The following is a 26172-nucleotide window of genomic DNA, read 5'->3' on the forward strand; positions in this document are numbered from 1 at the left end:
CCGAAAATAACGCGATTCTTCTCAACGTTCTATGGCGAGTTTGATAGCCAATGTAACAAGCAGGACGGCGAATCCTCTGCGGAGCGCCACATCCGACAGGTGCTGTGCCCAAAGACCTCCCAACCAGCCTCCGACAGAGAAACCGGCTGCGATCCACAATGCCAGCTTCAGATCGACGTGCCCGGCCTTGTAGTAGGTCCAGAACGCGAACATCCCGATGGGTAAGAGCAGGGTCGCAACGGAAGTGCCCTGTGCGGTCTTCTGCGACATTCCATAGAAGAAAACCAGTGCGGGGATCAGAAAGGCGCCGCCGCCAATTCCAATCATGCCGGAGATGATGCCGATGACCAGGCCTAAAGCGAGGCCACCGGCAATTACGAGCGGAGTCATGCGTTCGCTTTCTTCGGATCGTTCCAGGGCATGCGGCCCAGCAGAGAAGCCATCATGCAGGTATCGCTCACGCCCGCGTAAACAAGCCCCGCCCCAACCAAAGCCGCACCGGCAAAGAACTTCCTCGAACTGAGAAGGCCCAGGCCGAAGAACGCAAGCACCAGGGAGCCCGCGGCGACGCGCACCTGTCGTTCCATCGACCACGGCTTCTTTGCGGCAACCGTTAGCGGCTTGCCGCTGTCCATCCACGCTTGTATTCCACCGTGCAGCACGGTAAGCGCTTTGAAACCCTTTCTAGCCAGAGTTTCACGGGCCTCTTCCGCCCGTCGTCCGCTGCGGCAGACAAGCGTAAGCGGTGCCACGCGGTCCCAGCCATCACTTGCTTTGTCCAGTGTCCCAAGTGGAACCAGTTCTGAATTCTCAAGATGGCCGTTAGCGTATTCAGGGTATTCCCGTACATCAATCAAGCGAACGTTCATTGGCGCCTCCATGCGAATAACTTCACTGTATGCCTACATAGTGATATATTCAAGTCATGGCAACTTCGATGATGAGCGAAAAAATGCTGGAGCTGGTGGCACGGCGCTTCCGCACCCTTGGAGAGCCATTCCGCCTTCGTATCCTCCAAGAGCTGGAGGCAGGGGAAAAGTCGGTGGGCGAACTGGTTGCCGCCCTTGAGGGAAATCAGCCCAACGTCTCCAAACATTTACAGATCCTCTCCGACGCGGGACTGATTGCACGCAGACGGGAAGGCACGTCCATCTTCTACACAATCAGCGACCCCATGGTGTTCAAGCTCTGCGCTCTGGTATGCAGCAGTGAGACCCAGAAAAGCCGGCGCGAATTTGAGCAGCTGGCAGGACAGAAAAGACAGGCGAAGCGATGAAGATCAAACAATTTGAAGTACCGGGACTTGCCCAGTTTTCCTACGTCATCTCGTCGGAGGACGAAGCCGTAGTGATCGATCCCATGCGCGATGTGGACCGGTACATGAACTATGCAAAAGAGCAGGGCGTGGCGATTACCTCTGTGACCGAAACCCACATCCATGCGGATTTTGCTTCGGGGTCACTCGCACTTGCCGAAGCCACAGGCGCGCAGCTTGCTCTCAGTGCGTATGACCAGGCGCCGTACCGCTATGCCATGTCTCACCATGCACTGCATGATGGCGATGCCGTGCAGATCGGCAACGTGCGTCTGGTCGCGCTCCACACGCCGGGCCATACCCCGGAGCACCTGAGCTTCGTCCTTTTCGATCAAGAACGGGACGCGTCCCAGCCGCTTGCGCTCTTCAGCGGAGACTTCCTTTTTGTAGGCTCTCTTGGACGTCCAGACCTGTTGGGTGAGGAGGCGAAACAGAAGCTCGCTCACGACCTGTACGACAGCCTGCATGAACGCATAGCTTCTCTCCCTGATGGCGTCCATGTCTACCCAGGTCATGGTGCGGGATCACTCTGTGGGTCGGGCATGAGTGAACGGGCCGAGTCGACGCTTGGCTATGAGCGCCTGAGTCAACCTTTATTCAAGCTGAAAGAGGATGCCTTTGCTCGCGAGATCCTGGCCAGTGTTCCGCCTATGCCGTCGTATTACCCACGCATGAAGGAGCTGAACTCTAAAGGCGCTTCGAGCGTTGCGGACCTGCCAGGCGAGATTGCACTCACACCTGCCCGTGTTGCGACGCTTCTAGCCACCGAGAGCGCCACAGTGGTCGATCTACGCCGTCCCGAAGCGTTCGGCGGCGCGCATATTCCTGGTGCGATGAACATCGGCGCAGGCCAGAACCTTTCTCTGTGGGCCGGCTGGATGCTGGCCCCGGAACGGAAATTGATTCTCGTCAACGACGAAGGAGATGATGAGGAGTCGCGCCGGTCACTCGTCCGGGTAGGGCTGGATCATATCGAAGGCTTTCTACAGAAGGGAATGGCCGCATGGGTGGACGCAGGGATGGAGTTCACGCGAACCACGCAACTCTCCACGAAGGAGGTATTCGAGCGGCACCCTGACACTCGGATTCTTGACGTCCGTAGCCATAAAGAATGGACCGGCGGCCACATTCAAAATGCCATCCATATTCCCCTGGGCGAGCTGAAGGACCGGCTTAAAGAACTCCATGGAGACAACGACATCATCGCCGTCTGTGGAAGCGGGTATCGTTCCAGCATCGCGGCGAGTGTGCTTCAGGCGAGTGGCTTCAAGGGGATCAGTTCCATGGATGGTGGCATGTCAGCCTGGAAGGAACGGAAGTTGCCACTTACAACAAGCTGACCCAAATTCATCTAGCCCTCACGTCTGATTGCTCCTGATGAACGCGCTTCTCATAAGCAATGATTGGCAAGAAGCCTACTCCAGTACCGACTTACCCCGCACGCATTGAGGCTCCTCTTCCTTTTTAAAGCAGCCGATACCAAGAAGAGGTTTGCGGCGATTGTGAGAGTTCGCCGTAAGGATTGCCAACGAGATTGGATTGCGTCGTGAACGCGAATCCGATAGCGTTGTGCCATTACTTATATTTCAAAGAGTCTCCGCGGCGGCATGCCGTGCTGATTTTGCAGGCTATTTCCGCAGCTTCTGCTCATTGGATTTCCTCTTGTTCTGTTAATCATCTTCCTTTTGAAAGCGAGAATCTTAAATGCCTCTGCTCCGCTTCAAGCAGGCCGCCGTTATGGTCGCGGCCCTGCTGCTTCTCTCGTCCGCAATTGCGCAAGAACAAGCTGGTGACAAGGTCGATCTGGATACGTTGACGCAGATCAAAAGCGAGGCCCTTCAGCACTCGCAGGTGATGGAGAACCTCTTCTATCTGTCCGAGGTCTACGGTCCTCGCGTCAACAACAGCCGCAATCACCGCGCCGCCGCTGAGTGGGCGATGAAGCAGATGAAAGAGTGGGGGATGCAGAACGTCCACCTGGAGAAGTGGCCCTTCGGGTATGGATGGCAGATCAAGAAGTATTACGGCGCGATGGAGGCACCGGCTTACGCTGCTCTGAATGGTTTCCCGCTGGCGTGGACGCCTGGGACCAATGGGCCCGTCACGGCGGATGCGATCTGGGCTCCGATTCACTCCAAGGAAGATTTCGCCAAGTACCACGGCAAGCTGAAGGGCAAAATTGTGCTCATCTTCGATCCGGCCCCGCTGACGCTGCACACGAAGGCGGATGCGCAGCCTTCTCCGACGGATGAGGAGATCCTTGCGCGCGGCGGACGTGGTGGCGGAGAGGGTGGTCGTCGACCCGTTGCTGCTCCCGGCTCCCCTGAAGCCAATCGCGATCCGAGCGGACGCGGCAGACCGGGAGAGGGCACGTGGGAGTTCACGCCGACGTCGCAGGCTCTCTCCGGCAACAAGGCATTGCGCAATGAGCTGAATGCCTTCCTGAAGGAAGAGGCCCCGGCGGTGGTGCTGACGCCGGGTTATAACGGCGACGGCGGAACGATCTTTTCCACCTACGGCGGGTCGGAGAATCCGAAGGATCCTATTCCGCCGCCGATGGTGGCCATCGGTGCTGAGCAGTACAACCGCGTGGTGCGTCTGCTCCAGCACAACATTACGCCGAGGCTTACCTTCGACGTGCAGGTGGAGTATCAGAAGGCGGACCAGGACGCCTTCAACGTGATCGGCGAGATTCCGGGCACCACGAAGAAGGATGAGGTCGTGATGCTGGGCGGTCACTTCGACAGCTGGCAGGGCGGCACAGGCGCCACCGACAACGGCACCGGATCTTCGGTGGCGATGGAGGCTGTGCGCATTCTGACGACGCTGCACAAGCCGATGGCGCGCACGGTCCGCGTTGCTCTCTGGGGCGGCGAAGAAGAGGGCGTGTACGGTTCCACGGCCTATGTACAGCAGCACTTCGCTCCACGCGACACGATGAAGAAGACACCGGAGTACGACAAGCTGGATGTGTACTTCAACGACGACGGCGGCTCGGGCAGGTTCCGCGGCGTCTCGGCGGGGGGAAGTCCGCAGATCGGGGTCATCTTCAAGTCATGGATTGAGCCCATCAAGGACCAGCACATCATTGCGGTTTCGGGCACGGAGTTCCGACCGACACCGTCTCCGGGTGGAACGGACTCGACTGCGTTCTCGTGGATCGGCCTGAATGGCATCGGCTTCCAGCAGGACACGCTGGAGTACGGCACGCGGACGCACCACTCCAACGCGGACCTTTACGACCGCGTGCAGAAGGACGATGTGATGCAGGGTTCCATGATCGAAGCGTGGTTTGCGTATAACGCGGCGACACGGGCGGAGATGCTGCCGAGGATTCCTACGCCGGAGCCTTTGAAGAAGTAACGGAGCCATGGAATGACAAGGGGGTGAGGCTTTGGCCTCATCCCTTGTCGTTGCATCGACTGCCTGGGCAGTATCGCGGTGACTTGTCGAACATTGCTTATGCAAAGCGCGTTTCTCACCATGCAGCAAAGACATCCGGAGCTTTGGATCGCGCATCCCGCTAGCCACAATGGAAGAGGTGGAAGTATATGCTCTTGAGAGCATATGATCCAGGGGGCATATTAGATGAAGTGGGCAGTTAAGTTTCATGAGGCCTTTCTGGCTGAGTTCGACGAGATGGCAGCAGAGGTTCAGGACGAGCTTCTGGCCGAGGCCAAGTTTGTAGAGTTGTTTGGTCCAGAGACAGGTCGACCCCACGTCGACACTCTGGAAGGATCGAAATACGCAAACATGAAGGAACTGCGGTTCGAGGCGGCAGATGGAGAGTGGCGCGCGCCGCCTTTGCGTTCGACCCGCAGCGTAGGGCGATTGTGCTGGTCGCCGCTGACAAGAGCGGCGTCAACGAGAAGCAGTTTTACAAGCGGCTGATCGACAAGGCTGAAGAGCGGTACGAGCAGCACCTCGAACGGTTGAAAGTCGAGGAGAAAACCGCAGTCAAGAAAGCGGCCACCAAATCGAAGCCAAAGAAAGGGAAAAAGCGATGAAGACTGTTGATGAAATAATCGCCAGGCTACCTGCGAGCCGTCGGAACAAAATCGAAAAGCGCGTTAGCCAACTCGTCGCCGAGGAGATGACGATGCGCGAACTTCGCAAGGCGCGGAAGGTCACTCAAGTCCAGCTTGCGAAGAAGCTTGGCGTGAAGCAAGAACAGGTTTCCAGGTTCGAGAAGCGTGCCGACATCCACCTCTCTACCTTGAAACGTTCCGTCGAAGCCATGGGTGGAACCCTCACCCTGATTGCACAGTTCCCCGACGGCGCCCCGGTGAAGTTGACCGGCTTTGCTGACATGAATCCCTAACACTTGAAGAGTTCCGCGCAGAATCATGGCCTCTAAGAAAGGCGCGAGATTGACCCTTTCGTCGTTTCTGACGCAGTTGCAGAGTTCGTCTATAAGAGGGTGGCCGCGAGGAATGGAGCTGTCTTGCTATTCTTTGCTTTTGCGATGACGTTTGGTGGACCGGCTGCAACGATGCGTCCGCCTTCGTCGCCTGCACCGGGGCCGATGTCGATGACCCAGTCGCTGGCTGCGATCATTTGCATGTCATGTTCTACGACAAGGACGGTGTTGCCCGCGGTGACGAGGTTTTGTAGCTGGCGCTGGAGGCGTTCGACGTCGGAGGGGTGGAGGCCTGTGGTGGGCTCGTCGAGGATGTAGAGCGTGTTGCCGCGTTCGGCGCGCTGGAGTTCTGTGGCGAGTTTCACGCGCTGGGCTTCGCCGCCGGAGAGCTCGGTTGCGGGTTGGCCGAGGCGCAGGTAGCCGAGGCCAACTTCCTGCAGGACCTGCAGGGCTCGGGCGACGTGAGGGTCTTCCGCGAAGAAGTCTGCGGCTGCGTCGACGGTGAGGGCGAGCACGTCGGCGATGCTCTTTTCGCAATAAAGGACTTCGAGCGTCTTGGCGTTGAAGCGTGCGCCGTGGCAGGTGGGGCAGGGGCTGTAGACGCTGGGGAGGAAGAGGAGTTCCACGCAGACGAAGCCTTCGCCGGTGCAGGTTTCGCATCGGCCCTTGGCGACGTTGAAGGAGAAGCGGCCCGCGTCGTACTTGCGCGAGCGTGCGAGCTTGGTTGTGGCGAAGAGTTTGCGCACGTGGTCGAAGAGGCCGGTGTACGTGGCCATGTTGGAGCGTGGGGTGCGGCCGATGGGCTTCTGGTCCACGACGACGAGGCGGCGAATGTGTTCCATGCCGGAGACGATCTTTCCTCCGGTGGTCACGATGGCTTCCTGTTCGAGGCCGTCGGCTTCTTCATCTTCTGTTTTAAGTTTTTGTCCGAGGCGTTTGGCTACGAGTTCGACGAGCACCTGGCTGACGAGCGTGGATTTCCCTGAGCCCGAGACACCTGTGACCGAGGTGAAGATGCCGAGAGGAAACTCCGCGTCGAGCGCTTCGAGATTGTTGCGCGTGATGCCGCTGAGCTTCAGCCATGCCTTGGGTGTGCGACGTTGCGCGTGGGACGGCGTGGCCATCGGAAAGAGGTAGCGGCGCGTCTGTGATTCGGTGATGGATGCGAGGCCTGCGGGCGGGCCGGAGTAGAGGACTTCGCCACCGTTGACGCCTGCGCCGGGGCCCACGTCCACGATCCAGTCCGCGCGGCGGATGACGTCGAGTTCATGTTCAACGACGAAGATGGAGTTGCCGGATTGCTTGAGCTCATCGAGAGCATCGAGTAGAGCTTCTGTGTCTGCCGGATGCAGGCCAGCGGAGGGCTCGTCAAGGACGTAGACGACGCCGAAGAGATTGGAGTGCAGTTGCGTAGCGAGGCGCAGGCGCTGCAGTTCGCCGGGAGAGAGTGTGGGCGTGCTACGTTCGAGCGAGAGGTAGCCGAGACCGAGGTTGAGCAGAACGGCGAGGCGCGCGGTGAGGTCGGCGGTGATGCGCTTTGTGACTTCGGTCTTTTCGGGATTCGCGGCGTGAGCATGGCCGCCGGTTACGGCGAAGGGCGCGAGCACAGCGCTGAGGCGCTTGAGCGGGAGCGCGGCGATCTCTGCGATGTCGTGGCCCGCGAATTTTACGGAGAGCGATTCGGGGCGGAGGCGTTTGCCGTGGCAGACGTCGCACACGGTGGAGAGCATAAACTGCGCGACGCGCTTCTTCATCAGCGCACTTTGTGTGTTGGCGAAGGTCGTGAGCACGTGGTGCTTGACGCCGGTGAAGGTGCCCATATAGCTGGGCTCCATCTTGCGCTTGAGGGCCTGTCGGGTTTCGGCGGGCGTGAATCCGGCGTAGACGGGCACCTGTGGCTGCTCTTCGGTGAAGAGGATCCAGTCGCGGTTCTTCCTGGGCAGATCGCGCCAGGGGATGTCGACGTTGTAGCCGAGAGAGACGAGGATGTCGCGCTGGTTCTGGCCTCCCCACGCGGTGGGCCATGCCGCAATGGCGCGTTCGCGGATGGTGAGCGAGGGGTCGGGCACCATGGTCTGCTCGGTGACTTCGTAGACGCGGCCGAGGCCGTGGCACTTGGTGCAGGCGCCTTCGGCGGTATTGGGCGAGAAGGACTCGGCGTAGAGCAGCGGCTGATGGGGTGGGTAATCTCCCGCTCGCGAGTAGAGCATGCGCAGAAGATTCGACAGCGTGGTGACGGAGCCGACGGAGGACCGCGTAGTGGGAGCGCCGCGTTGCTGCTGCAGAGCGACGGCCGGGGGCAGACCGTCGATGGAATCAACCGCAGGCACAGAAAGCTGATGAAAGAGACGCCGCGCGTAGGGCGAAACGGATTCGAGATAGCGGCGCTGGGCTTCGGCGTAGAGGGTGCCGAAGGCGAGCGACGATTTGCCCGAACCGGATACGCCGGTGAAGACGACGAGGGCGTCGCGAGGGATGTCAACGTCTACATTGCGCAGGTTGTGTTCGCGCGCGCCGCGCACACGGACGGTGCCGTCGTTTTTCGGTGTGAGTTTCACGAAATCCCTCGAACGCTTGGATGCGGAGGGTGGAGGGCGGGATCGCCTGCAACGAAACTCAGATTATTCGCGCACACTGCGTTCGTTCAGAAGGAGCGTTTCCCGGGTTTGAAGAAACAGCAGATCCCTTCGCTTCGCTGCGGGATGACAAAGTACGAGCCTTGATTGTTCCCTAAACATGCCGAGAAAGGGACTCCCTATGCCCGGCTACATGCGTATTAGGAGATGTTTTTTGGGGGGTGTCATGTGGCCGACTTGACGGGCAGAATTTACGTTATGAAAGAGAGAAGCCATTCATAACCCCTCCGTAAAGCATCCAACTAAATCGCATATACGATTTCCCAACGGGAATCGACTCGACTTTTTCGGGGAAAGGAACCCAACTTGGCTCAAACGGCATCTGTTACGGCAAATACTGGTGAACCGAACCGGATCGATACCGGTGTCCATGGATTGAACGATATTCTGAACGGCGGTCTGCCGGGTGGGCAGATGTATCTCCTCGAAGGAGATCCGGGCACTGGGAAGACAACGCTTGCGATGCAGTTCATCATTGCGGGCGTGAAGAAGGGCGAGCGAGCGTTATATGTGACCCTCTCGGAATCGAAGGCCGAGTTGGAGGGGTCCGCTCTTTCGCATGGATGGAACATCGAACTGCTTCCGATTGCGGAGTTTATTCCCGCCGAAGCGAGCCTTAGTCCCGAGCAGCAATATACGGTCTTTCATCCGAGCGAAGTGGAGCTGGCCGGAACGATTCAGAAGCTGACGCAACTGATCGACGATGTAAAACCGGAACGCCTGGTGATCGATTCACTCTCCGAGCTTCGCCTGCTTGCTGCAGATACGATGCGGTATCGCAGACAGCTTCTTGCGCTCAAGCATTTCTTCGTCGGTCGCGACACGACCGTTCTTTTGCTCGACGATAGAACGGCGGAGGGCAGTGACATGCAGCTGCAGAGCATCGCCCATGGCGTGATTCGTCTTGAGAAGATTGGGCGGACCTATGGCGTAACGCGGCGGCGCGTGGAGATTATCAAGCTGCGCGGAAGCGCCTATCGCGAGGGATATCACGACTACACCATCGTGCAGGGTGGTCTTCAGATTTATCCACGCCTGATCGCGAACGAACACTCCACCACCTTCGCTGGGGAAAGAATCCAGAGCATCCTGCCTTCGCTGGATAAGATGTTTGGAGGCGGCATCAATCGCGGCTCCTCGACGCTTCTCATCGGTCCTTCAGGAAGCGGAAAGTCCACGCTCGCGATGGCCTATGCTTACGCCGCTGCCAGCCGAGGGGACCGCGCGATCGTCTATGCCTTCGATGAGATTCTGCGCACCGCGCAGGACCGCGCCAAATCTCTCGGCATGGATGTACAGGCGGAGATCGAACGCGGAACGCTGGCGATGTCTCAGATCGATCCTGCGGAGCTTTCCCCGGGAGAGTTTGCCTGGCAGATCCGCCGCGACGTGGAGGAGAAGGATACACGCGTTGTGGTCATCGACAGTCTGAACGGCTTTCTGATGGCGATGCCGGGAGAGAACGATCTGAACCTGCATCTCCACGAGCTTCTGGCGTTCCTCAATCAAAAAGGTGTGGTGACGTTCCTCATCTATACGCAGCACGGCCTTGTCGGAAGCATGCTCACGGAAGTGGACGTCAGCTATCTCGCCGATACGGTGATGCTGCTGCGTTATTTTGAATCGGAAGGTTCTATTCGCCAGGTTCTTTCGATCGTAAAGCAACGCGTCGGTCCCCATGAGCGAACGTTACGCGAGTTCACCATGAGCGAAGAGGGACTGGTGATTGGGGAGCAACTAAGCAGCTTTCAGGGCATTCTTACGGGCGTCCCAAGTCTCACAGTAGACAATGTATAGGTAACGTCCGAGGCCCGAAGTTATGAGTATGGTTGTGCGCGTCATTGCTCCGATTGGACGCGACGCTGAATTGATTACCGAGTTGCTGCATCAGAACGGGGTTTCCGCCGAAACCTGTCCTGACCCTCTGTGCCTGTTAGGGGAAGCGCCGATTGGTCCGCTCCTGATTGCAGAAGAAGCATTGAGTACAGAGACAGTCCGCATCCTCGGAGAGTGGATGCGGAGCCAGCCCGCGTGGTCTGACCCGCCCATCCTGATCCTTACGGGCAGTGGACGCGAGACATCGCGAACGAACCGTCTTGAACTCGAGCGTCTTCCGCTTGGCACACCGGTACTGTTCGAACGACCGATCCGGACAGCCACGCTTCTCAGCGGTGTGCGCGCGGCACTACGAGCACGGCAGCGTCAATACGAGATTCGTGATTCGTTCATCGCGCGCGACGCCGCCCTGGCCGAACTACATCAGCAGCGGGAAACCCTGCAGGTCGTCCTGGATAACTCCATCGTCGGTGTGATGATTGGAAAAAGGGGGGGCAATATCAGCTACGCCAACCAGGCGATCCTGCGCCTGCTCGGCTATACGGCCGAGGAGGTAGCAGGGGGGAGAGTGCGATGGAGCGACATCAATACCTCCGAATATGCAGAAGCGGACCGCAAGGCCGAAGAACAGATGCGAAGCCATGGCGCGGCGGACTCATATCACAAGGAACTCCGGGCGAAAGACGGACGACGGATCCCCTTTCTTGTGGGCGTGACCCTTATTCCATCTGAGAGCTCTTCCGCGGCTTCTGACGATATCGCTGTATTTCTGACCGATATGTCGCGTCAAAAGCAGGCCGAGGCGGCCCTGATCCAAAGTGAGAAGCTTGCCGCGGTCGGACGGCTTGCCGCTTCTATTTCGCACGAAATCAACAACCCCTTGGAAGCGGTCACGAACATCCTTTACATCGTCGAACAGAGTGTTCAGGATGCCGAGACACAGAAATACATGACGACCGCACAGGCCGAACTGCAACGGGTCAGCCAGATTGTCACACATACTTTGCGCTTTCACCGTCAGGCGACAAACCCGAGGGCCCTTACAGCCGAAGAGCTGCTTGAGCCGACACTCGGCCTGCATCACGGAAGGCTGTCGAACTCAAACATCGACGTGCAGGTGCATCACTGTGGCGCACAGCAGATCGTCTGCTATGAGGGCGATATACGGCAGGTACTGAACAATCTCATCGGGAACGCCATCGACTCGATGAAGACCGGTGGACGTCTTGTCATTCGGACGCGCGATGCATGCCTCTGGAAGAGCAATGTCTCCGGTGTGCGCATTACTATCTCCGACACCGGCCATGGAATGACACAGGAGGTGCGCGCGCGCATCTTCGAGCCGTTCTACACCACCAAGGGAATCAACGGGACAGGTTTGGGATTGTGGATCTCGCAGGGCATTGTGGAGAAACATCACGGGCTTCTTCAGGTGCGTTCCGCGATTACGGAAGGGAGTGGAACGGTGTTCAGTTTGTTCCTTCCCAATGTGTTTCAGAGTGCGGAAGAGATTCAGGCGGGTTAGAACGGTACACGTCGCGACGGGTCGGGCCTTTGGCCCTATATCTCAGGCTGCTAAGCGCTTTGTGGGTCGAGGTTGCCGGCTTCTTTACTACCGAAGAGTACGTGATACAGCAGCTCGTTGAACGACAGTTGGGACAGGAAGTTGATGTCCCAACGCGGCGAGGGCTTTACTGGATGGTTGATTTCGGTCTGCGCTTCTGACGATGCCATGGACTCGCTCCTTTCGTGCGTGCTCATTTTGCTGTTTGCTCCGATGTGGTCTCGCTTTTGCATCGATCGTGGTGTCCCCACCATCCGCCTCTGCCGCGCATGCCGGAGCGGAAGCGTTCGCGTTCTTCGGGGGTCATGTTGGCCCAGCGTTCTCCCATGTCGCGCTTCCATCCGCGAGGACCGCCGCCTCCATGTTTGTGGAAGCCGCCGAAGAGGATCTTGCTGAGCACTAGGAGGCCGAGCGCCTGCGTGAAGCTGATCGGCTTCCAGCCGATGATGGCAGGGACAAGCCAGTTCCAAAGCCGCTCCACCACGTATCCGAAGGTCGTGATCGCCACCAGGGCTATGATCACGATCTTGATTGCTTTAAAAAATCTGTACCGTCTCATCGATTCTCCCTATTGACCCGTTCCGTACTCTTGCTTGATCTCCAGCAGACGTTCACGCAGATAGAGCACGGCGTAGCGTTTGCGGGAGAGAAGCGTGTTGATGCTTATGCCTGTCTCTTCGGACAGTTCCTTGAAGCTGCGGCCTTCGAACTCATGCGCGAGGAAGACTTCGCGCTGGTTCTCCGGTAGTTCATCCAGCGCCGCATCCAGAGCGTCGAAGAGCAGGTTGCGCGCGAAGACTGCGTCGGGCCCAGCATCGGGCGAAGGCAGCAGATCACTCAGCGATCTGCTTTCGTCGTCCTCGTCGAATGTCTCGTCGAGCGAGACCGTCCGGCGTTTACGAAAGAGGTCTGTGATGCGGTTGCGTGCGACGCGGAAGAGCCATGCCGTCATCTGCTCCGCTGGCTTCATCAGTCGATAAGCCTCGATCAATTCATAGAAAACATCCTGAAGAACGTCCTCCACGTCTCCTTTGTCGAGCACACGGCTGCGGATGAATCGGCGCAGACGCGGTTCTTCTCGCTCCAGAGCTTCTGCGATCGATTGGTTCTGGTCCGCTATCGTCAAGTCGGCAACCTGCATCTGCTTCCTTCACTCACTATGAATCCTGCAGAGCTCTTAGGGGAATAACGTTTGGCGGGGCGGGATATTGTGCTTCGCGCAAAATTCATAAGAAGATTTCTTCAAAAGAAACGCGCTGTGGCTTCCTTCGGGAATAAAGCGTCAGGGAGATTGTCCCTACGACGTGGCTATGCGTTCAAAGTGAGTCGTTTCAATTTTATGCAGGCCCAACAGATACGCCCCACGATCGGTGAAGAAAGGAGACACCCAAATGATTGAAGAAATCTTTATGGTCGAAAATCCTCCACTCAACAGGACCATTGACTTCGGAGGCGGGACGATTCAGCTTGGGGCACAATGCGTAGGTGCTGTTCTTGTGTGGGCGAAGAAAGTTCTTCGAGGAGATGACATTAATTTAACCGATCCAAGCAATAGTGAGTCGTTAAATGCCTCTGTAGCCGCCAGAGCACAGCAAGGTCGACAAATCCAGCAACTCGGAGCGCAACAAGCTCAGCAGGACGCGTTCTACACCATCAGAGGGGGCCTCACATTTACAGGGCTTTCTTTAGGAATTGAACGTTATGTTCATCTTCAGGGCCACCAAATTTTGGTTTCAATCGCCACTCACGCGCCTTCCAACAAGGTGTACATTCTTGTTCTTCGAGAACCGGTGGTAAATGGCCGGGCCCCAGGACACGCCGTCGGCGTTTACAAAGCAGCTGCGAATTCTTTTTATTTTTTCAATCCAAATACTGCTTTGTACCGATGTTCTTCGGCTCAGGAATTCTTAGTTCAGGCAAACCAGGAACTTGGTGCCTATCTCAATGGTTTCGGGGTTGGTACTTCTCTTCACCTCTAATGATGCACGAAGTCAGAGCGCTTTGATCAGATCGCGCAGTAGCGGAAAGATCTGATTTTCTGCTTGCCCGCCTGGATCGCTCTTCGAGCGAACGATGCGCTTTGCGCATCCCATGTCCCAGAAGCGGGACATGGGGCACCCGGTTTGGGTTTCCTGAGGGATCAGGTTTATGCGCTCTGCGCGACCCCACCCTTTCGCGATGAAGCTGCGAAAGAATGGGGCACGGGTGTGGGGTTACGTTGGTGTGGAAGTCTCTGATCTTTTCGGAATAAATTTCCTGCGCTGGGGTCTATTGCACTAGACATGCACCTTCTGCACTCAAGAGTTTGATTTCTTTCTCTGCCTCTCAGCCTGTGCGACGTTCGCTGCAACCCGCTCCACGTCAGCACCAAGACCTCTCTTCACAAGAGAAATCAAGCGGATGGTCAACCGATCCCGTCGGTGCCGTTCGTCTCACGCTGATTGACCAGGAGAACCTCCATGAAATTCCGTCCCTTGATGTTTTCTGTCTTCCTGTATCTCTCACTGACGAGCGTGGTGGCTGAAGGAGCTACGCTATGCGTTAACACGCAGGGAACGGACCGGTGCTACAACAGCATCTCCGAGGCTGTCGCCGCTGCCGGAGTAAACGATGTGATCCATATTGGCGCCGGCACCTACCGCGAATCGGTGACCATCACGAAGCCCGTATCGCTGGTTGGGCAGCATGCCGTCATCGATGCTTCGGGACTTTCCCGTGGAATCTTTGTCAATGGGATGGCCGCGCCTGGTCTCGCGCAGGTTCACATCTCCGGCCTCACGGTGCTGAATGCCAACTTCGAAGGCATTCTGGTTGCGAATGCGTCGGCGGTCACGATCTCCGACAGCATCATCGCAAATAACAATCATTCTCTCTCCGGCGCTACGTGCCCCGGCATTGAAGCGTTCGAACCGGGAGAGCAGAACGACTGCGGGGAAGGCATTCATCTCCTGGGGGCAGACCATGCCATCGTGACGCACAATCAAGTCCATGGAAACTCCGGTGGCATTTTATTATCGGACGACACAGGGCCGACGCATGACAATCTTGTGAGCCTGAATACCGTGACTGACAATCCGTTTGCATGCGGCATTGTGCTCGCATCGCACGTGCCCGCCGCAGTGAGCGGATCCGCACAATCTCTCGGGGTATTTCACAACACGATCTGGAAGAACTTTTCTTCAGGCAATGGAGTAAAGGTCGATGGCGGCGCCGGAATCGGTATCTTTGCTTCCGTCCCTGGAGCTGCGTCCTACGGCAACGTGATCATTGAGAACGTTCTCACCAGAAGCGGCCATCCCGGCATCGCCCTGCATGCTCACGCTCCCAATCAGAAGCTGAACGACAACATGCTTGTGGGCAACGGCATTGCGGATAACGGCGCGGACACGGCTGACGCCGCAACACCTGGATCCACGGGAATCAACGTATTCTCCGTGGTGCCGGCCACAGGCAACATCATCTCGGAAAATACGATTCAACAAGAGACGAACGACGTTGCCGTCAATAATTCTTCCCTCGTACAGGTAGAGTTTAACAATCTCGTCGGACACGGTGCTGGTGTGAAGAATCTTGGAACCGGCCCTGTCGACGCGACCTTGAACTTTTGGGGCTGCGAGGCTGGCCCTGCCGCCAGGGGAAGCGGCTGTTCCACCGTGGATGACCCGAACATCCTCTTCGCGCCGTGGCTGAGTTCCATCGCTCCGCTCGATCCGAAATTCTAACCAGTCCCGTTACAGAAGTTCTCCGCTCGATTCTGTTCGAAAGAGGAAGGCCACGCTCAGGGATGTCGTTCCTCCCTGAGCGGTAACATTTCTCCATGGCACAAGGAAACAAGCTGAACGCAGCAGCGGTGAGGCGCGAGGTACACGCGCTGCGCGATCCGGAGAGAGCCGTCTTTTTGCAGCGCTTTTTCCGTACCGGGCCGGGTGAGTATGCCGAGGGCGATCGCATGCTGGGGCTGACGGTTCCGGCGCAGCGGGTGGTGGCGCGGGCGTTTCGAGCTTTGCCTCTCGAAGAGATCGCCAAGCTTCTGGCTTCGCCGTTTCATGAGCACCGATTGATCGCCCTGCTGATTCTGGTAGATCGGCATACACGCGGCGATGAGGTGGAGCAGCTTTTGTTGCACCGCTTTTATCTGACGCATCTCGACGCGGTGAACAACTGGGACCTGGTGGATACTTCGGCGGCGGCGCTTGTGGGCGAGCATGTGTCGGAGAAGTTATTGCAGAAGCTCCTTGCTTCTCCGAACCTCTGGCACAGGCGCGTGGCCATCGTATGTACGTTTGCGGAGCTGCGGGCAGGACGGGTGGAGACGACGTTTCGCGTGGCGGAACGGTTGCTGGGAGACAAGCACGATTTGATTCACAAAGCGGTGGGGTGGCTGTTGCGCGAGGCGGGTAAGAGATCTCCGGAGGCTTTGCTCTCCTTTCTGCGCACGCACTACGACCGTGTGCCGCGGACGACGTTGCGGTATGCGATTGAGCGGCTGGATGTCGTGGACCGGAAGCTGTGGCTGGGTGGACCGCAGTAAGCGTCAGGCTGGACGGGGGGCGATGTGAGTCTTCTTTGACTTCCGGACAGATCTGGTTTGTGCGCTCCGCGCGACCCCACCCTTTCCCACCCCAGCGAACAAAAAGACGTTCGCCGGGAACCCCGGTTTCGCAATAAAGCTGCGAAAGAATGGGACACCCGTTTTTTGGGGCTTCCTCAGGCTTGCGGGAGATATCCCATGAATCTTCCGCTCGGGCGGTAGCCCAGGCGCTGGTATACCGGATATCCGGCTTCGGTCGCGTGAAGCACGGTCCTCTGAATGCCCGTCGCCTCGTAGGCCGCATTCAGCGCATGCCGGATGACCGCGTCGGCATATCCTTTACGTCGAGCCTCGGGCTTTGTTGCCACCAGAAAGAGAAGAAGGCAGTCTTCGTTGACGATGGCCGTCGCGGTTGCCACGGGTTCATCCTTCTCGTAGGCGACAAACCCATAGGCATGCTTTTGCCAGAGGGTGTGCTCCTTTACGATGGAGCGGCCAGCCTGAATTGGAAGATGGTACGCAACGCTATTCAGGTCTACGAAGTCTGTGATGGTCGTGTCATCGCCGATTCGTACAAAGCGAAGGTTGGAGAGGGTGCTGGGTTGCAGAGGGAGAATATCTCCGACCATGCCCGTCATTGGCAAGGGTGCGAGCTTTTCCTCCTGTGCAATGGCGGCTAGTTCTTCCGCCGCGCTGCCGGTGAGATAGTCCAGGCAGACGACAGCCCATCCCGGAGCCTCATGGGCCCGCAGGTACTCCGTTATTTTCTGCATTCTCTCGCGCAGAACACCTGCATCCGAAAGCTCTTCGGTGAGGAAGAGCGTGTTGTAAAAAACAAAGGGAATATTGGCCCAGGCAACCGCTATACCCGACCTGTCGGTAAAGTCTTTTTTGGGGAAGGGACTTACGAGCAGTTTCCAGGTGGTTACAAATTGATGCAATGACTCAACGAGTTCCGGCCGCACGCTTGCTCCTCACAGTCTCTCTGCGCTGCGGAGAGACTCTTTTCTCCCAAGACACTGGAAGACGCTGAATATTCCAAAACGGATGAGATTTCGAGGTACGCCGCGTGCGAGTTAGCATGACGGACGGAGGCTAATTCGCCGTGCAACGCATTCTTGATTTCATTTTGGAGTTGGACAAGCTGAAGGGCGTGACACGGAAGGTGCGCCCGTTGGGCTTGTCGCGGTATGAGAACTCAGCCGAGCATAGCTGGCAGATTTCCCTGCTGGCGATTTCGCTGGAAGAGTATGCGGAGTCTCCCGTGGACATCGCGCACGTGGTGCGGATGCTGCTGGTGCACGACATCGGCGAGATCGATACGGGCGACACGATGGCCTATGTCGAGGGCGGATGGGTGGAGCGCAAGGCGGATGAACTGACCGCCGCGAAGCGGATCTTCGGGTTACTGCCCGCGGAACGCGGTGCGGAGTTTCTGGCGCTTTGGGAAGAGTTCGAACATGGCGATACGCCGGAGTCTCGATTCGCCAATAGCGTGGACCGCGCGATGCCAGTGCTGCTGAATCTCGCAAACGAAGGGCAGAGCTGGCGGGAGAACAGCATCAGTTACGAGCGGGTCGTGAAGCGCGTGGAGTGGCAGGTAAAGGCAGGCTGTCCAGCGCTCTGGGAGTATCTACGGGTGCGGTTAGGTGAGGCGCGGGAGCTGGGTCTGTTTGGGGCCACGGAGTAACTCCGGCCCGCAGTAAACATCATGCCTGGACGAGAACGCGGTTTCGTCCGGCGGCCTTTGCTTGATAAAGAGCAGAGTCGGCGCGACGCGCGATGTCTTTGATCGTGTCCTCGGGGCCGCGCCAGGTGGAGAGGCCGAGGCTCACGGTGAGATGCTGCTCCGGGTCTTTCGAAGGCTCTTTTTGCTCAAAGGCGGGAAGGCGCATCGCTTTCACGGCGTTACAAACGCGGTTGGCGACGATCATAGCGGCTTCCGCGCTGGCTCCCGGAAGCAGGATGACGAACTCCTCCCCGCCCCAGCGGCCGAGGATGTCGATGCCACGGACGGCGTTCTGCATCGTCTCCACCACGGCGATGAGCGCGGCATCGCCGCTGTGGTGACCGAAGAGATCGTTGATCCGTTTGAAGTGATCGAGATCGAGGATCAGGAGGGAGAACGGCGTCTCCGTGCGCTGACTCTTGATCACCTCCCGATCGCACCACTCCAGGAAGGCGCGGCGGTTGTAGATGCGCGTGAGGGGATCGGTACTGGCGAGATATTCCAGCTTGTTGGCGAGCTGGGCCGTGGTGAGCCAGAAAAAACCAAAAGCCAGGCCGAGCGCGGCAAGGATGAAGAGGACGTAAACCGCGCTGGTGTCCACCGGAATCTGGAAGAGCGTTTTCACCATACGCAGGATGGCAGCCGTTGCACGGATGAGATTCAGAACACCGAAGCCAGCCAACACGCCGATGTTGAACCAGACCGGTGCGAGAATGCCCTTCTTCGGCTGACGCAAAAGAAAGAACGCCGTCTGCGCGAGCTGCGCGGCGATCAGCAGGCTGATGACGATGACGCGAAACTGCGCATTGGGCATCAGGTGGACGTCGAGAAAGTATGCGGCGACTTCGATAGCCAGCAGAACGAGGCCGAAGCGGGGAAGAAGCGAGGACGTATCGAGCAGCTCCGTAAATGAGACATGCAGAAGGACGAAGGCGAGGAGAACGAGACCGTCCGCTCCGAGAAAGGTCAGGATCTCGGGAAGTCTTCCGGAGAGTCCCAGCAGCATGGCTCCCGCCCCGCCGGTCGCGAAGGCGCCGCCCAGCCAGCCGAGGCCGAGAAGGTGGCGGTTGCTCAAGCGCACGGCCATGAGCGAAACGCTGCCTGCCGCGAGGATGATGCATCCGACGATGAGAATAAAACCGGTGCCCATGGGGAAGAGGATCGCCTTCTCGTTTCAGGAACGAGAGATACCTTGATTTTCGAGTAGTTTGATAGTAGCCCTATGCAGAGGATTTACAGGCCTGCACTGCGGGTCCCTTTTCGGGACCGTGGGGCAAGGAGAAAGTTTAATGTTTCGTAGATTCCGCCTGGCTTTTTGGATGCTTCTGGCCGTACCCGCGCTTTACGCGCAGGTCATAAAAGATACGCCGAAGAGTTACCAATGTTTTCGGACAGAAAAGCCGTTGGTCGTCGATGGCAAGCTCGATGAGAAGGCGTGGAAGAAGGCGGAGTGGACGACCGACTTCGTGGATATTGAGGGTTCGGCCAAGCCCCTGCCCAAGTTCAAGACGCGCGCGAAGATGCTCTGGGACGACCAGTACCTCTATATTGCGGCGGAATTGGAAGAGCCCGAGGTGAAGGCCACCCTGACCGAGCATGACTCGGTGATCTTCCATGACAACGACTTCGAGGTTTTTCTGAAGCCGCTGGCGACCGAGAAGGGATACTTCGAGTTCGAGATCAACGCCTTGAATACCGGGTGGGACCTTTTCCTGAATAAGCCGTATCTCGAGCAGGGCAAGGCGGACAATAGCTGGGAGATGCCGGGGCTAAAGACCGCCGTCGTGGTCCACGGAACCCTGAATCATCCGGGAGACAGAGACAAGGGATGGACCGTGGAGATCGCGATGCCCTGGAGCGCGTTTGCGAGCCGTCTTCCTGTGACGCCTCCTGTCGCGGGCACCGAGTGGCGCGTGAACTTCAGCCGCGTGGAGTGGACCGCCGGGAAACCCCACGAGGACAATTGGGTCTGGTCTCCGCAGGGAGTCATCAACATGCATGTACCGACAGAATGGGGTTATCTGAAGTTTTTAGACAAGAGATAGCTATCTTTTGGGGTTCGCACATCATCCTATGAATGCAATAAGGCATAACGGCCCCGTACGTCGTGGTCCGAAGCAGCCACAACTGGCCCGTGGAGGAGCTTCCCTCCGGTACTTGACGTCACCACGACGTTCTTCCCAGTGCAGAAATTTCTGCGGAAGAGTCCCTTGTCGACAGAGAACCAGAACGAGCGGCAACGGTTCCAGGAGCTGGAAGAGGCTCTGCGAAAGAGCGAACGCCTTGCGGTGGCAGGGCAGTTCTCTGCCGCGATCATGCATGAGATTAATAATCCTCTGGAGACCATCTCCAACCTTGCTTACCTGGCCAAGGCAGAGGCAGACAATGCCGCCAAAGTCCGCGAGTATCTTACGCAGCTCGAGTCGGAGCTTGCCAACGTGATTCGGATCGCAAAGCAGACGCTGGGTTTTTTTGGACCCGCGGAGGCGTTGCGCGCAGTGAATCTCGTGGATGTGGCGGAGTCCGCGCTGCTGGTCCATGGACGAAGACTGTCGGCGAAGCAGGTAAACCTTGTGAAGCGTCTGGTCGATCAGGCCACGGTGAAGATCCATCCGGGCGAGATGCTGCAGGTACTTTCGAACCTGATTGCCAATGCCGTGGATGCCCTTCCGGAAAAGGGAACCTTAGCGATCCGTCTCCGGAAGAGCAAGAACGAGGTCCACTTGATGATCGTCGATGACGGGCATGGCATTCCGCCGCCGCTGATCGACAAGGTCTTCGAACCGTTTTTCACGACGAAGAAGGAACAGGGCACGGGCCTCGGGCTGGCGCTCTCCAAAGCAATTGTCGAGCGGCACAAAGGCAAGATCCGTACCCGCAGCAGCGTGAGCAAGGGACGATCGGGCACGGCGTTTCGTATCTCGCTGCCTCTGCACGAAGCTGCCTAAAAGAGCCTGTACGGATTTGGGGAAGATCGAGGTCTGCCTTAAGCCTCTCTACCCAAGAGAAACTTTTTTATAAACCAAATCACAGAAAAAGAAATCAATCCCCTCTTCAGAAGAAAGCTGCCCTGTGTCTTGCGTCAGGTTCGCGAGGCCTTATGTCTTCAGTGGAAGCGATCTAAAGATAAGTTGCTTCTCGCGAAATAAAAGCTCTTTTCATTTTGTTAATGAAGCATCGCTACCGTACGGGCGAAATCTGAAGGTCGAACGGCAGAGTTTATGAATAAAACATATCTATCTATAAGGAATGAGCCGCAGGCGAAACAGCAACGCTATCAGAGGAAATATCTTACTTTTCTCATCGCGCTCGCACTGGCGTTTTGTCTTTACTGGTGTTTTTTATTTATGGTGGTGCAGCCGACGCCCGTCCAACCTGGCGTCGGAGTGCAGATGGAACAAGTTCGATTGCCCTAGCGCCGACTTATCTCAGCGACATTTCCTTTTTGGCAATTCATGCGGGCGATACCATACGCCGCGACTTTTCTTGGAAAATCCTGTTTGTGCTGGGCGCCTCGTACATCGCGCTTTTCGCGAGGGTGCGGGAAGCGTGTTTGTTCTGTTTTTGAGTGGGGCGGGGATTTAAAAGCGGTTCACACGTCTGCGCGAATACCCACACCCGGTTTTGTGGGTTTTGAGACTTTGACGGACAGATCAGGTTTGTGCGCTCTGCGCGACCCCACCCTATCCACCCCAACGAACAAAAAGCCGTTCGTCGGGGACCCCGGTTTCACCGGTAAAGCTGCCGAAAGAATGAGGCACGGGTGAATTACAGGACGAGGAGGAGGACCTTGCCGGAGACGTGTTCTTTTTCCAGGGCGATGTGCGCCTCCGTGGCTTCGGCGAGGGCAATCATGCGGTCGATGGGGAGGATAAACTTGCCGTCGCGCAGGTCTTCGGCGAACTCCCGGACCCTTGTGGAGTCGGGCTGCGACATGATGTGGTTGAGTTCGATCGTGGGGTTGAGGGTATGGTCGGGTATCGGGGTGACGACCGTTCCGAAGACTCCGCCCTGCTTCACATGCGTCATCAGGATGTCCGCGGTGTGTCCGCCGACGGTGTCTGCTACGGCATCGACAAAGCCGAGTTTTTCGAGTGCCTCGGGATCATCGAGTGCGAGAACGGTATCCGCGCCGAGTTCCTTTGCAGCTTCGAGGGAGTGCTTGCGAACGCCTGCGATGACGTGCGCTCCGAGCTTCTTTGCCGTGTGAATGGCGGCGCGGCCCACGCTGCCGAGCGCGCCGGTAATCAGAACGGTCTGGCCGGATTGCACCTTCGCTCCGAAACGGACGAGCTGATCTCCGGTAAGGGCAACCAGGGGAAGCGCGGCGGCCTGCACCAGATCGAGGCCTTCGGGAACGTGGGTGACTTCACCAGCCTGTGCGACGACTAGTTCAGCGTACGTATGGTGGGTGAGTGCCATGACGCGGTCGCCGACGGCGACTCCGCTGACCTCGCTTCCTATGGCGCGGACGATGCCGGAGACATCGCGGCCAAGGATGGCGGGAAAGGAAATGGGCGAGCGCGCCTGCGCGCTTCCATTGCGCATCTTGTAGTCGATCGGATTGACGCCGACGGCTGTGGAGGCGATGAGGATCTCATGCGGAGCGATCTCGGGGTCATGCGCGTCCGTAACGTACTTCAGCTTTTCGGGACCACCAAATTCGTAGAGCAAAACTGCCTTCATCGTTTTTCTCCCATCCGTTGGATGCAGTGCGGGGAGGGTCAGGTGTATTTTCGCCACGCCTCGTTGGGATCTTCGGCCACATGCTTCAGCAGCTGAAAACGCGCGCGGAGGAGACGCTGCACGTGCGGTTCGAGGAGATGTTTTGCGACGAGAGCGCCCAGCGCACCGAAGGGCAGGGCGAAGTGCACTTCATCGCGGAGCAGGGTGCCTTCGGGCGTCTCCGTGAAGTGATGGTCGTGATGGAAGTGGGCGAAGCGCCCGGCTTCCTGGCTGTCCTGAAAGAAATGGGGCGGGTCGAACGCAGTGATGAGGGTATGGTGGCTCTGCGGAAGGCCGAAGAGCCAGCCCTTCCAATGCACCCGGCTGCCGAAGGAGACACGTCCGCTCGCTGGGAATGGCTTGAAGCCGAGGGTTTGATGCACCAGCTCAACATTGGTGGAGAGCGCGAAGACGCGGTCGATCGGAGACCGGATGAGGATGCTGTCTTGAAGAATCGTTTCGTGCACGGGAGCCATGAAGATGGGATGCACGATATCCTGTGCGGGCGCGAAAGGTGAGGTGCTGGATGTTACGAATTTTCATGGGAGTGTTCTTATCGGTTGCCGTTTCCGCTGTGGCACAGGAACCGGTGCGTGTCGCCGTCGTGGGCCTGGAGCATGGGCATGCGGGCGGGGTCTTCAGCAATATTGAGAAAAATCACGATGTAAAGCTGGTGGCGATTGTGGAGGCGGACAAGCCTCTGCGGGAGAAGTATGCGGCGCGGTTTCATCTAGATGCGGGTCTCTTCTATGACGACATGGATGCGATGTTTGCGAAGACGAAGCCGGAGGTCGTGCTGGCCTATAACGCCGTACAGAAGCATCGCGAGGTGGTAGTGAAGGCCGCGGAGCATGGCGTCTCCGCGATGGTGGAGAAGCCGCTGGCGACAACACTGGAAGATGCCGAGGCGATGAAGGCTGCTGCCGTGAAGCACCACACGCAGCTGCTGGTGAACTACGAGACGACCTGGTACGCCAGCAACGCCGAGGTGCTGAAGGAAGTGGCCGACGGCAAGCTGGGGAATGTTCGCAAAGTCGTGGTGCATGACGGGCATGAGGGGCCGATTGAGATCCACGTGGGCCCGGAGTTCGCGAAGTGGCTGACCGATCCCATCGGCAACGGTGCGGGCGCGATGTTCGACTTCGGTTGTTACGGCGCGGACATGGCCACGGTGATGATGCATGGACAGGCGCCGATCAGCGTAACGGCGGTGGCTCAGACGAACAAGCCTGAGGTCTATCCGAAGGTCGACGACGATGCGGTGATCATCCTGAAGTACAAGGGATCGAACGTAGTCCTGATGCCAAGCTGGGACTGGTCCTTCTCACGCAAAGACATGGAGGTCTACGGCGACGGTGGTTACGCCATTGCGGTCGATCCGACGGCGCTGCGCTTGCGCTATAAGGGCGAGAAGACCGAGACGGCGAGCGTAGCTCCCGCGCTGCCGCCGGACCAGGCGACTTCGTTTGGCTATCTTGTTGCCGTGATGCGTGGCCGCGTGAAGCCGGTCGGGGATTATTCGGGTCTGGATACGAACATGGTCGTGATGCAGATCCTGGATGCGGCACGGCGCAGCGTGAAAGAAGGCAGGACGGTGCAGGTTACGCCGTTGAAGTAGGTCCGGTTGCGGTGCCCCACGCTCGTCATGCGGGCGTGGGGTATTTTCTTTGGGACGGGGATATGGCTAGCGAGAGGTCTCATCACTGCGCAGCCTGGCGTGACCGTATTTGCGGCTCCATTTGAGCATCGTCTCATCGCGTGTCACCAGAGTCAGGTCATAGAGGCGCGCGGTGGCCAGAAGCATCCTGTCCGCTGGATCCTTATGCTTCAGATCCGGTAGGCGGGTCGACTCAATCAGGATCTCTGTTGTGAGTGGCAGAAGTTGAAGTCCGTTGTCTTCTGTGGCGCGGTCGATCCAATGTTCGATCGAAGTGAAAAGATTGATGCGCTTCTTCCCGATGAGAAGAGAGATTTCCCATACGGACGCCGCAGAGATAAAGAGCTTGCGCTCCTTCAGCCATTCGTCCGTATCCGCGACAAAGTCTGGGCTGATGTAATGGTCGTTCCCAGATTGCAACCAGAGCCAGATGTGCGTATCGAGCAGGAAGCCGGGCATTAGTCCCAGAGCTCTTCAGGAAGCGTGAGTTCCTGGGGAAGAGGGGAGATGATATCGCCTTCGATCTCGATGGCTCGGCTCCGTCCAAAGATGGAGCGAAACTTGCCATTCTTTTTACTGGGCGGATTCAACTCCGCTACGACTTTACCCCGTTTCGTAATCGCGATAGAACCCGAGGAAGGAAGATCGTTCATCAGGCTCAGGCACTTGGCCTTGAACTCCCCGGCGGCGATGGTGCGCGTTTTGGCAGCGGGCTTCATGACCATAGGATATGACTATGTCGGCGGCTCTTGCAACAGTGCCGCATCGCGTTCTTTCTGCGTGGTGCTGTGGCAGTTGTGGCAGAGGAGCTGGGTGTTGGCTTCGGTGTAGCCGTCGATGGCTTTGAAGCGGTCAAGTTCCGCGCCGCGTGGAGGGAGTTCCGCAAGACAGATATTGCAGAGGCCTCTTTGCAGCTTGAACTTCAGGTCTTTGAGCTTGCGGCGTGCGGTGGGTGTGCCGCGTTCGTCGAACTCCAGACGCTTGGCGATGTAGCGGCGTATCTGGTGACGAAGGGCGGGATCGCCAGCGGCTTCGCGGTCGATGGACTCGCGCAGGGCCGTGAGGATGGGGAGGACGCGGAGCCTTTGCTCTTCGGTGAGGGATGGCATGCGGTGTCTCCTTTGTTCGAGCTAGGCTTCGTGCCAGTTCATTCCACTGGGAAGTGTGACGTTTGCATAGTCGAAGTGAAGCACGCGGCGGTGGCCGGAAATGGAAGACGCCGAGGATGCGTGGAAGAGGAGCGGGCGCATAATCAGCGCTCCGCCCGCAGGCACGGGACAAATGTGCTCCGCGGACTCGGCTGCCAGCAACTCAACATCGCGCACAGCGATCTTACCGCCCTTGTGCGAGACCGGGATGACGCGTAATGCGCCGTTCTCGATAGGGCAATCGTCGAGGTGCACGCGCACACTGAGCATTCCCTCCATCACAGAGGACGGCGGCTGTACATGGAGTACACCTTCCTTCATCGACCATGGGCCGAAGCCTTCCGCTTCAACGCGCTCCTTAACCGCGATGGTCACGTCCTGATGCCACGGAACCTTCCAGTTCGTGCTCTCGGTCTTATCAAAGAGGATGCCCCGGACTACGGTTGCAGTTGGGCCGAGTACAGGTTCAACGAGGCCAATGAGGGTATCGCTGTTTGCAAGTTCCCGCATTGACGGAAAGTCGAGGAGATTGCGCAGACCTCCACGACGATCCGCAGAAGAGTCCTGCCATGACCCAACTTCACGAAGCAAGGCTTCGACCGTCATAGGAAGTAAGACCTCTTCCACGACAGCGAAGCCCTGTTCGTCGATCTCGGTTGCGAGTGACATGG

29 protein-coding genes are annotated in these 26172 nt (G+C 57.9%); 15 read left to right on the forward strand and 14 right to left on the reverse strand.

From position 1 onward, the window contains the following. Positions 1 to 21 precede the first annotated feature (21 nt). Complete coding sequence (locus ACIPR4_RS20810) at positions 22 to 390, reverse strand: sulfite exporter TauE/SafE family protein (protein WP_013570652.1); 369 nt, start codon at positions 388 to 390, stop codon at positions 22 to 24. Next, the gene (locus ACIPR4_RS20815; RefSeq protein WP_013570653.1) at positions 387 to 869 is read right to left on the reverse strand and encodes a rhodanese-like domain-containing protein; all 483 of its coding nucleotides are present in this window, start codon (positions 867 to 869) and stop codon (positions 387 to 389) included. The genes ACIPR4_RS20810 and ACIPR4_RS20815 overlap by 4 nt, the downstream gene beginning before the upstream one ends. 56 nt (positions 870 to 925) lie before the next feature. Here ACIPR4_RS20815 and ACIPR4_RS20820 point away from each other — a divergent pair, with 56 nt between their 5' ends. The 6 genes from ACIPR4_RS20820 to ACIPR4_RS20840 all read left to right on the forward strand — a co-directional run bounded on the left by ACIPR4_RS20820 (position 926) and on the right by ACIPR4_RS20840 (position 5636). Then, positions 926 to 1276 (forward strand): ArsR/SmtB family transcription factor, encoded by a 351-nt coding sequence (locus tag ACIPR4_RS20820; RefSeq protein WP_013570654.1) that lies wholly within the window; start codon positions 926 to 928, stop codon positions 1274 to 1276. Next, complete coding sequence (locus ACIPR4_RS20825) at positions 1273 to 2655, forward strand: MBL fold metallo-hydrolase (RefSeq protein WP_013570655.1); 1383 nt, start codon at positions 1273 to 1275, stop codon at positions 2653 to 2655. The genes ACIPR4_RS20820 and ACIPR4_RS20825 overlap by 4 nt, the downstream gene beginning before the upstream one ends. Before the next feature lie 364 nt (positions 2656 to 3019). After that, positions 3020 to 4678, forward strand: coding sequence for a M28 family peptidase (locus ACIPR4_RS20830; RefSeq protein WP_013570656.1), 1659 nt, complete (start codon positions 3020 to 3022; stop codon positions 4676 to 4678). Between the two features lie 276 nt (positions 4679 to 4954). After that, on the forward strand, positions 4955 to 5206 hold the full coding sequence (locus tag ACIPR4_RS23415) for a type II toxin-antitoxin system RelE/ParE family toxin (protein ID WP_342612443.1): 252 nt from the start codon (positions 4955 to 4957) through the stop codon (positions 5204 to 5206). After that, positions 5104 to 5322 carry a type II toxin-antitoxin system RelE/ParE family toxin gene (locus tag ACIPR4_RS23380; RefSeq protein ID WP_281046969.1) on the forward strand — a complete coding sequence of 73 codons (219 nt, stop codon included), beginning with the start codon at positions 5104 to 5106 and terminating at the stop codon, positions 5320 to 5322. Before ACIPR4_RS23415 ends, ACIPR4_RS23380 begins: the two co-directional genes overlap by 103 nt. Beyond that, positions 5319 to 5636, forward strand: a complete 318-nt coding sequence (locus ACIPR4_RS20840; RefSeq protein WP_013570657.1) for a helix-turn-helix domain-containing protein — start codon at positions 5319 to 5321, stop codon at positions 5634 to 5636. Before ACIPR4_RS23380 ends, ACIPR4_RS20840 begins: the two co-directional genes overlap by 4 nt. Before the next feature lie 89 nt (positions 5637 to 5725). Here ACIPR4_RS20840 and ACIPR4_RS20845 read toward each other — a convergent pair whose 3' ends face one another. Next, positions 5726 to 8233, reverse strand: a complete 2508-nt coding sequence (locus ACIPR4_RS20845) for an excinuclease ABC subunit UvrA (protein WP_013570658.1) — start codon at positions 8231 to 8233, stop codon at positions 5726 to 5728. Positions 8234 to 8617: 384 nt separating this feature from the next. Here ACIPR4_RS20845 and ACIPR4_RS20850 point away from each other — a divergent pair, with 384 nt between their 5' ends. Further along, positions 8618 to 10108, forward strand: coding sequence for an ATPase domain-containing protein (locus tag ACIPR4_RS20850; protein ID WP_013570659.1), 1491 nt, complete (start codon positions 8618 to 8620; stop codon positions 10106 to 10108). Positions 10109 to 10130: 22 nt separating this feature from the next. Further along, entirely contained in the window at positions 10131 to 11672 is a 1542-nt protein-coding gene (locus ACIPR4_RS20855) for a two-component system sensor histidine kinase NtrB (protein ID WP_013570660.1), read from the forward strand. 50 nt (positions 11673 to 11722) lie between these two features. Here ACIPR4_RS20855 and ACIPR4_RS22875 read toward each other — a convergent pair whose 3' ends face one another. The 3 genes from ACIPR4_RS22875 to ACIPR4_RS20870 are packed head-to-tail and all read right to left on the reverse strand — an operon-like array spanning position 11723 to position 12852. Continuing rightward, positions 11723 to 11881, reverse strand: coding sequence for a hypothetical protein (locus ACIPR4_RS22875; RefSeq protein ID WP_013570661.1), 159 nt, complete (start codon positions 11879 to 11881; stop codon positions 11723 to 11725). 23 nt (positions 11882 to 11904) lie between these two features. Further along, positions 11905 to 12270 (reverse strand): hypothetical protein, encoded by a 366-nt coding sequence (locus tag ACIPR4_RS20865; RefSeq protein ID WP_013570662.1) that lies wholly within the window; start codon positions 12268 to 12270, stop codon positions 11905 to 11907. A 9-nt stretch (positions 12271 to 12279) separates the two neighbouring features. After that, the gene (locus ACIPR4_RS20870; RefSeq protein WP_013570663.1) at positions 12280 to 12852 is read right to left on the reverse strand and encodes an RNA polymerase sigma factor; all 573 of its coding nucleotides are present in this window, start codon (positions 12850 to 12852) and stop codon (positions 12280 to 12282) included. Between the two features lie 250 nt (positions 12853 to 13102). Between ACIPR4_RS20870 and ACIPR4_RS20875 the strand changes: the two genes are divergently transcribed. The 3 genes from ACIPR4_RS20875 (at position 13103) to ACIPR4_RS20885 (ending at position 16242) form a co-directional block, all read left to right on the forward strand. Beyond that, positions 13103 to 13690: a hypothetical protein gene (locus ACIPR4_RS20875; RefSeq protein WP_013570664.1), complete on the forward strand. Its 588-nt coding sequence runs from the start codon at positions 13103 to 13105 to the stop codon at positions 13688 to 13690. Between the two features lie 480 nt (positions 13691 to 14170). Continuing rightward, positions 14171 to 15433, forward strand: coding sequence for a right-handed parallel beta-helix repeat-containing protein (locus ACIPR4_RS20880; protein ID WP_013570665.1), 1263 nt, complete (start codon positions 14171 to 14173; stop codon positions 15431 to 15433). 95 nt (positions 15434 to 15528) lie between these two features. After that, positions 15529 to 16242: a DNA alkylation repair protein gene (locus ACIPR4_RS20885; protein ID WP_013570666.1), complete on the forward strand. Its 714-nt coding sequence runs from the start codon at positions 15529 to 15531 to the stop codon at positions 16240 to 16242. Between the two features lie 176 nt (positions 16243 to 16418). Here the strand turns inward: ACIPR4_RS20885 and ACIPR4_RS20890 are convergent, their stop codons facing one another. Continuing rightward, on the reverse strand, positions 16419 to 17207 hold the full coding sequence (locus ACIPR4_RS20890) for a GNAT family N-acetyltransferase (RefSeq protein WP_013570667.1): 789 nt from the start codon (positions 17205 to 17207) through the stop codon (positions 16419 to 16421). 140 nt (positions 17208 to 17347) lie between these two features. Here ACIPR4_RS20890 and ACIPR4_RS20895 point away from each other — a divergent pair, with 140 nt between their 5' ends. After that, positions 17348 to 17932 (forward strand): HD domain-containing protein, encoded by a 585-nt coding sequence (locus ACIPR4_RS20895; RefSeq protein ID WP_013570668.1) that lies wholly within the window; start codon positions 17348 to 17350, stop codon positions 17930 to 17932. A 19-nt stretch (positions 17933 to 17951) separates the two neighbouring features. On the opposite strand, the gene ACIPR4_RS20900 is transcribed toward ACIPR4_RS20895, so the two are convergent. Then, positions 17952 to 19121, reverse strand: a complete 1170-nt coding sequence (locus ACIPR4_RS20900; protein WP_013570669.1) for a GGDEF domain-containing protein — start codon at positions 19119 to 19121, stop codon at positions 17952 to 17954. A gap of 139 nt (positions 19122 to 19260) precedes the next feature. On the opposite strand from ACIPR4_RS20900, the gene ACIPR4_RS20905 reads away from it, so the two are divergent. Together ACIPR4_RS20905 and ACIPR4_RS20910 are read left to right on the forward strand one after the other, a co-directional pair. Next, positions 19261 to 20016, forward strand: a complete 756-nt coding sequence (locus ACIPR4_RS20905; protein ID WP_013570670.1) for a carbohydrate-binding family 9-like protein — start codon at positions 19261 to 19263, stop codon at positions 20014 to 20016. Positions 20017 to 20181: 165 nt separating this feature from the next. Beyond that, a complete protein-coding gene (locus ACIPR4_RS20910; protein WP_144312508.1) occupies positions 20182 to 20919 on the forward strand; it encodes a sensor histidine kinase in 738 nt (245 codons plus the stop codon). An 820-nt stretch (positions 20920 to 21739) separates the two neighbouring features. Here ACIPR4_RS20910 and ACIPR4_RS20915 read toward each other — a convergent pair. Both ACIPR4_RS20915 and ACIPR4_RS20920 read right to left on the reverse strand, forming a co-directional pair. After that, complete coding sequence (locus ACIPR4_RS20915) at positions 21740 to 22657, reverse strand: NADP-dependent oxidoreductase (RefSeq protein ID WP_013570672.1); 918 nt, start codon at positions 22655 to 22657, stop codon at positions 21740 to 21742. A 38-nt stretch (positions 22658 to 22695) separates the two neighbouring features. Then, positions 22696 to 23187 carry an SRPBCC family protein gene (locus ACIPR4_RS20920; RefSeq protein WP_083811977.1) on the reverse strand — a complete coding sequence of 164 codons (492 nt, stop codon included), beginning with the start codon at positions 23185 to 23187 and terminating at the stop codon, positions 22696 to 22698. 50 nt (positions 23188 to 23237) lie between these two features. Between ACIPR4_RS20920 and ACIPR4_RS20925 the strand changes: the two genes are divergently transcribed. Next, a complete protein-coding gene (locus ACIPR4_RS20925) occupies positions 23238 to 24314 on the forward strand; it encodes a Gfo/Idh/MocA family protein (RefSeq protein ID WP_245536402.1) in 1077 nt (358 codons plus the stop codon). A 66-nt stretch (positions 24315 to 24380) separates the two neighbouring features. Here ACIPR4_RS20925 and ACIPR4_RS20930 read toward each other — a convergent pair whose 3' ends face one another. Genes ACIPR4_RS20930 through ACIPR4_RS20945 form a run of 4 tightly spaced genes read right to left on the reverse strand, consistent with a single transcriptional unit; the run spans position 24381 to position 26170 of the window. Next, positions 24381 to 24812, reverse strand: a complete 432-nt coding sequence (locus ACIPR4_RS20930; protein ID WP_013570675.1) for a type II toxin-antitoxin system VapC family toxin — start codon at positions 24810 to 24812, stop codon at positions 24381 to 24383. Next, entirely contained in the window at positions 24812 to 25072 is a 261-nt protein-coding gene (locus ACIPR4_RS20935) for a hypothetical protein (protein WP_049781169.1), read from the reverse strand. Before ACIPR4_RS20935 ends, ACIPR4_RS20930 begins: the two co-directional genes overlap by 1 nt. A gap of 15 nt (positions 25073 to 25087) precedes the next feature. Beyond that, positions 25088 to 25462, reverse strand: a complete 375-nt coding sequence (locus tag ACIPR4_RS20940) for a hypothetical protein (protein ID WP_013570677.1) — start codon at positions 25460 to 25462, stop codon at positions 25088 to 25090. 21 nt (positions 25463 to 25483) lie between these two features. Beyond that, positions 25484 to 26170: a phytanoyl-CoA dioxygenase family protein gene (locus ACIPR4_RS20945; protein ID WP_013570678.1), complete on the reverse strand. Its 687-nt coding sequence runs from the start codon at positions 26168 to 26170 to the stop codon at positions 25484 to 25486. Positions 26171 to 26172 lie beyond the last annotated feature (2 nt).

Source organism: Terriglobus saanensis SP1PR4 (assembly GCF_000179915.2).
Lineage (GTDB): Bacteria > Acidobacteriota > Terriglobia > Terriglobales > Acidobacteriaceae > Terriglobus > Terriglobus saanensis.

What these genes read in the sequence shown, in the direction of transcription:
- ACIPR4_RS20810 (WP_013570652.1), bottom strand. Translation starts at nt 390, where the DNA reads ATGACTCCGCTCGTAATTGCCGGTGGCCTCGCTTTAGGCCTGGTCATC.
- ACIPR4_RS20815 (WP_013570653.1), bottom strand. Translation starts at nt 869, where the DNA reads ATGAACGTTCGCTTGATTGATGTACGGGAATACCCTGAATACGCTAAC.
- ACIPR4_RS20820 (WP_013570654.1), top strand. Translation starts at nt 926, where the DNA reads ATGGCAACTTCGATGATGAGCGAAAAAATGCTGGAGCTGGTGGCACGG.
- ACIPR4_RS20825 (WP_013570655.1), top strand. Translation starts at nt 1,273, where the DNA reads ATGAAGATCAAACAATTTGAAGTACCGGGACTTGCCCAGTTTTCCTAC.
- ACIPR4_RS20830 (WP_013570656.1), top strand. Translation starts at nt 3,020, where the DNA reads ATGCCTCTGCTCCGCTTCAAGCAGGCCGCCGTTATGGTCGCGGCCCTG.
- ACIPR4_RS23415 (WP_342612443.1), top strand. Translation starts at nt 4,955, where the DNA reads ATGGCAGCAGAGGTTCAGGACGAGCTTCTGGCCGAGGCCAAGTTTGTA.
- ACIPR4_RS20840 (WP_013570657.1), top strand. Translation starts at nt 5,319, where the DNA reads ATGAAGACTGTTGATGAAATAATCGCCAGGCTACCTGCGAGCCGTCGG.
- ACIPR4_RS20855 (WP_013570660.1), top strand. Translation starts at nt 10,131, where the DNA reads ATGAGTATGGTTGTGCGCGTCATTGCTCCGATTGGACGCGACGCTGAA.
- ACIPR4_RS22875 (WP_013570661.1), bottom strand. Translation starts at nt 11,881, where the DNA reads ATGGCATCGTCAGAAGCGCAGACCGAAATCAACCATCCAGTAAAGCCC.
- ACIPR4_RS20865 (WP_013570662.1), bottom strand. Translation starts at nt 12,270, where the DNA reads ATGAGACGGTACAGATTTTTTAAAGCAATCAAGATCGTGATCATAGCC.
- ACIPR4_RS20870 (WP_013570663.1), bottom strand. Translation starts at nt 12,852, where the DNA reads ATGCAGGTTGCCGACTTGACGATAGCGGACCAGAACCAATCGATCGCA.
- ACIPR4_RS20875 (WP_013570664.1), top strand. Translation starts at nt 13,103, where the DNA reads ATGATTGAAGAAATCTTTATGGTCGAAAATCCTCCACTCAACAGGACC.
- ACIPR4_RS20880 (WP_013570665.1), top strand. Translation starts at nt 14,171, where the DNA reads ATGAAATTCCGTCCCTTGATGTTTTCTGTCTTCCTGTATCTCTCACTG.
- ACIPR4_RS20885 (WP_013570666.1), top strand. Translation starts at nt 15,529, where the DNA reads ATGGCACAAGGAAACAAGCTGAACGCAGCAGCGGTGAGGCGCGAGGTA.
- ACIPR4_RS20900 (WP_013570669.1), bottom strand. Translation starts at nt 19,121, where the DNA reads ATGGGCACCGGTTTTATTCTCATCGTCGGATGCATCATCCTCGCGGCA.
- ACIPR4_RS20905 (WP_013570670.1), top strand. Translation starts at nt 19,261, where the DNA reads ATGTTTCGTAGATTCCGCCTGGCTTTTTGGATGCTTCTGGCCGTACCC.
- ACIPR4_RS20915 (WP_013570672.1), bottom strand. Translation starts at nt 22,657, where the DNA reads ATGAAGGCAGTTTTGCTCTACGAATTTGGTGGTCCCGAAAAGCTGAAG.
- ACIPR4_RS20925 (WP_245536402.1), top strand. Translation starts at nt 23,238, where the DNA reads ATGGGAGTGTTCTTATCGGTTGCCGTTTCCGCTGTGGCACAGGAACCG.
- ACIPR4_RS20930 (WP_013570675.1), bottom strand. Translation starts at nt 24,812, where the DNA reads ATGCCCGGCTTCCTGCTCGATACGCACATCTGGCTCTGGTTGCAATCT.
- ACIPR4_RS20935 (WP_049781169.1), bottom strand. Translation starts at nt 25,072, where the DNA reads ATGAAGCCCGCTGCCAAAACGCGCACCATCGCCGCCGGGGAGTTCAAG.
- ACIPR4_RS20940 (WP_013570677.1), bottom strand. Translation starts at nt 25,462, where the DNA reads ATGCCATCCCTCACCGAAGAGCAAAGGCTCCGCGTCCTCCCCATCCTC.
- ACIPR4_RS20945 (WP_013570678.1), bottom strand. Translation starts at nt 26,170, where the DNA reads ATGTCACTCGCAACCGAGATCGACGAACAGGGCTTCGCTGTCGTGGAA.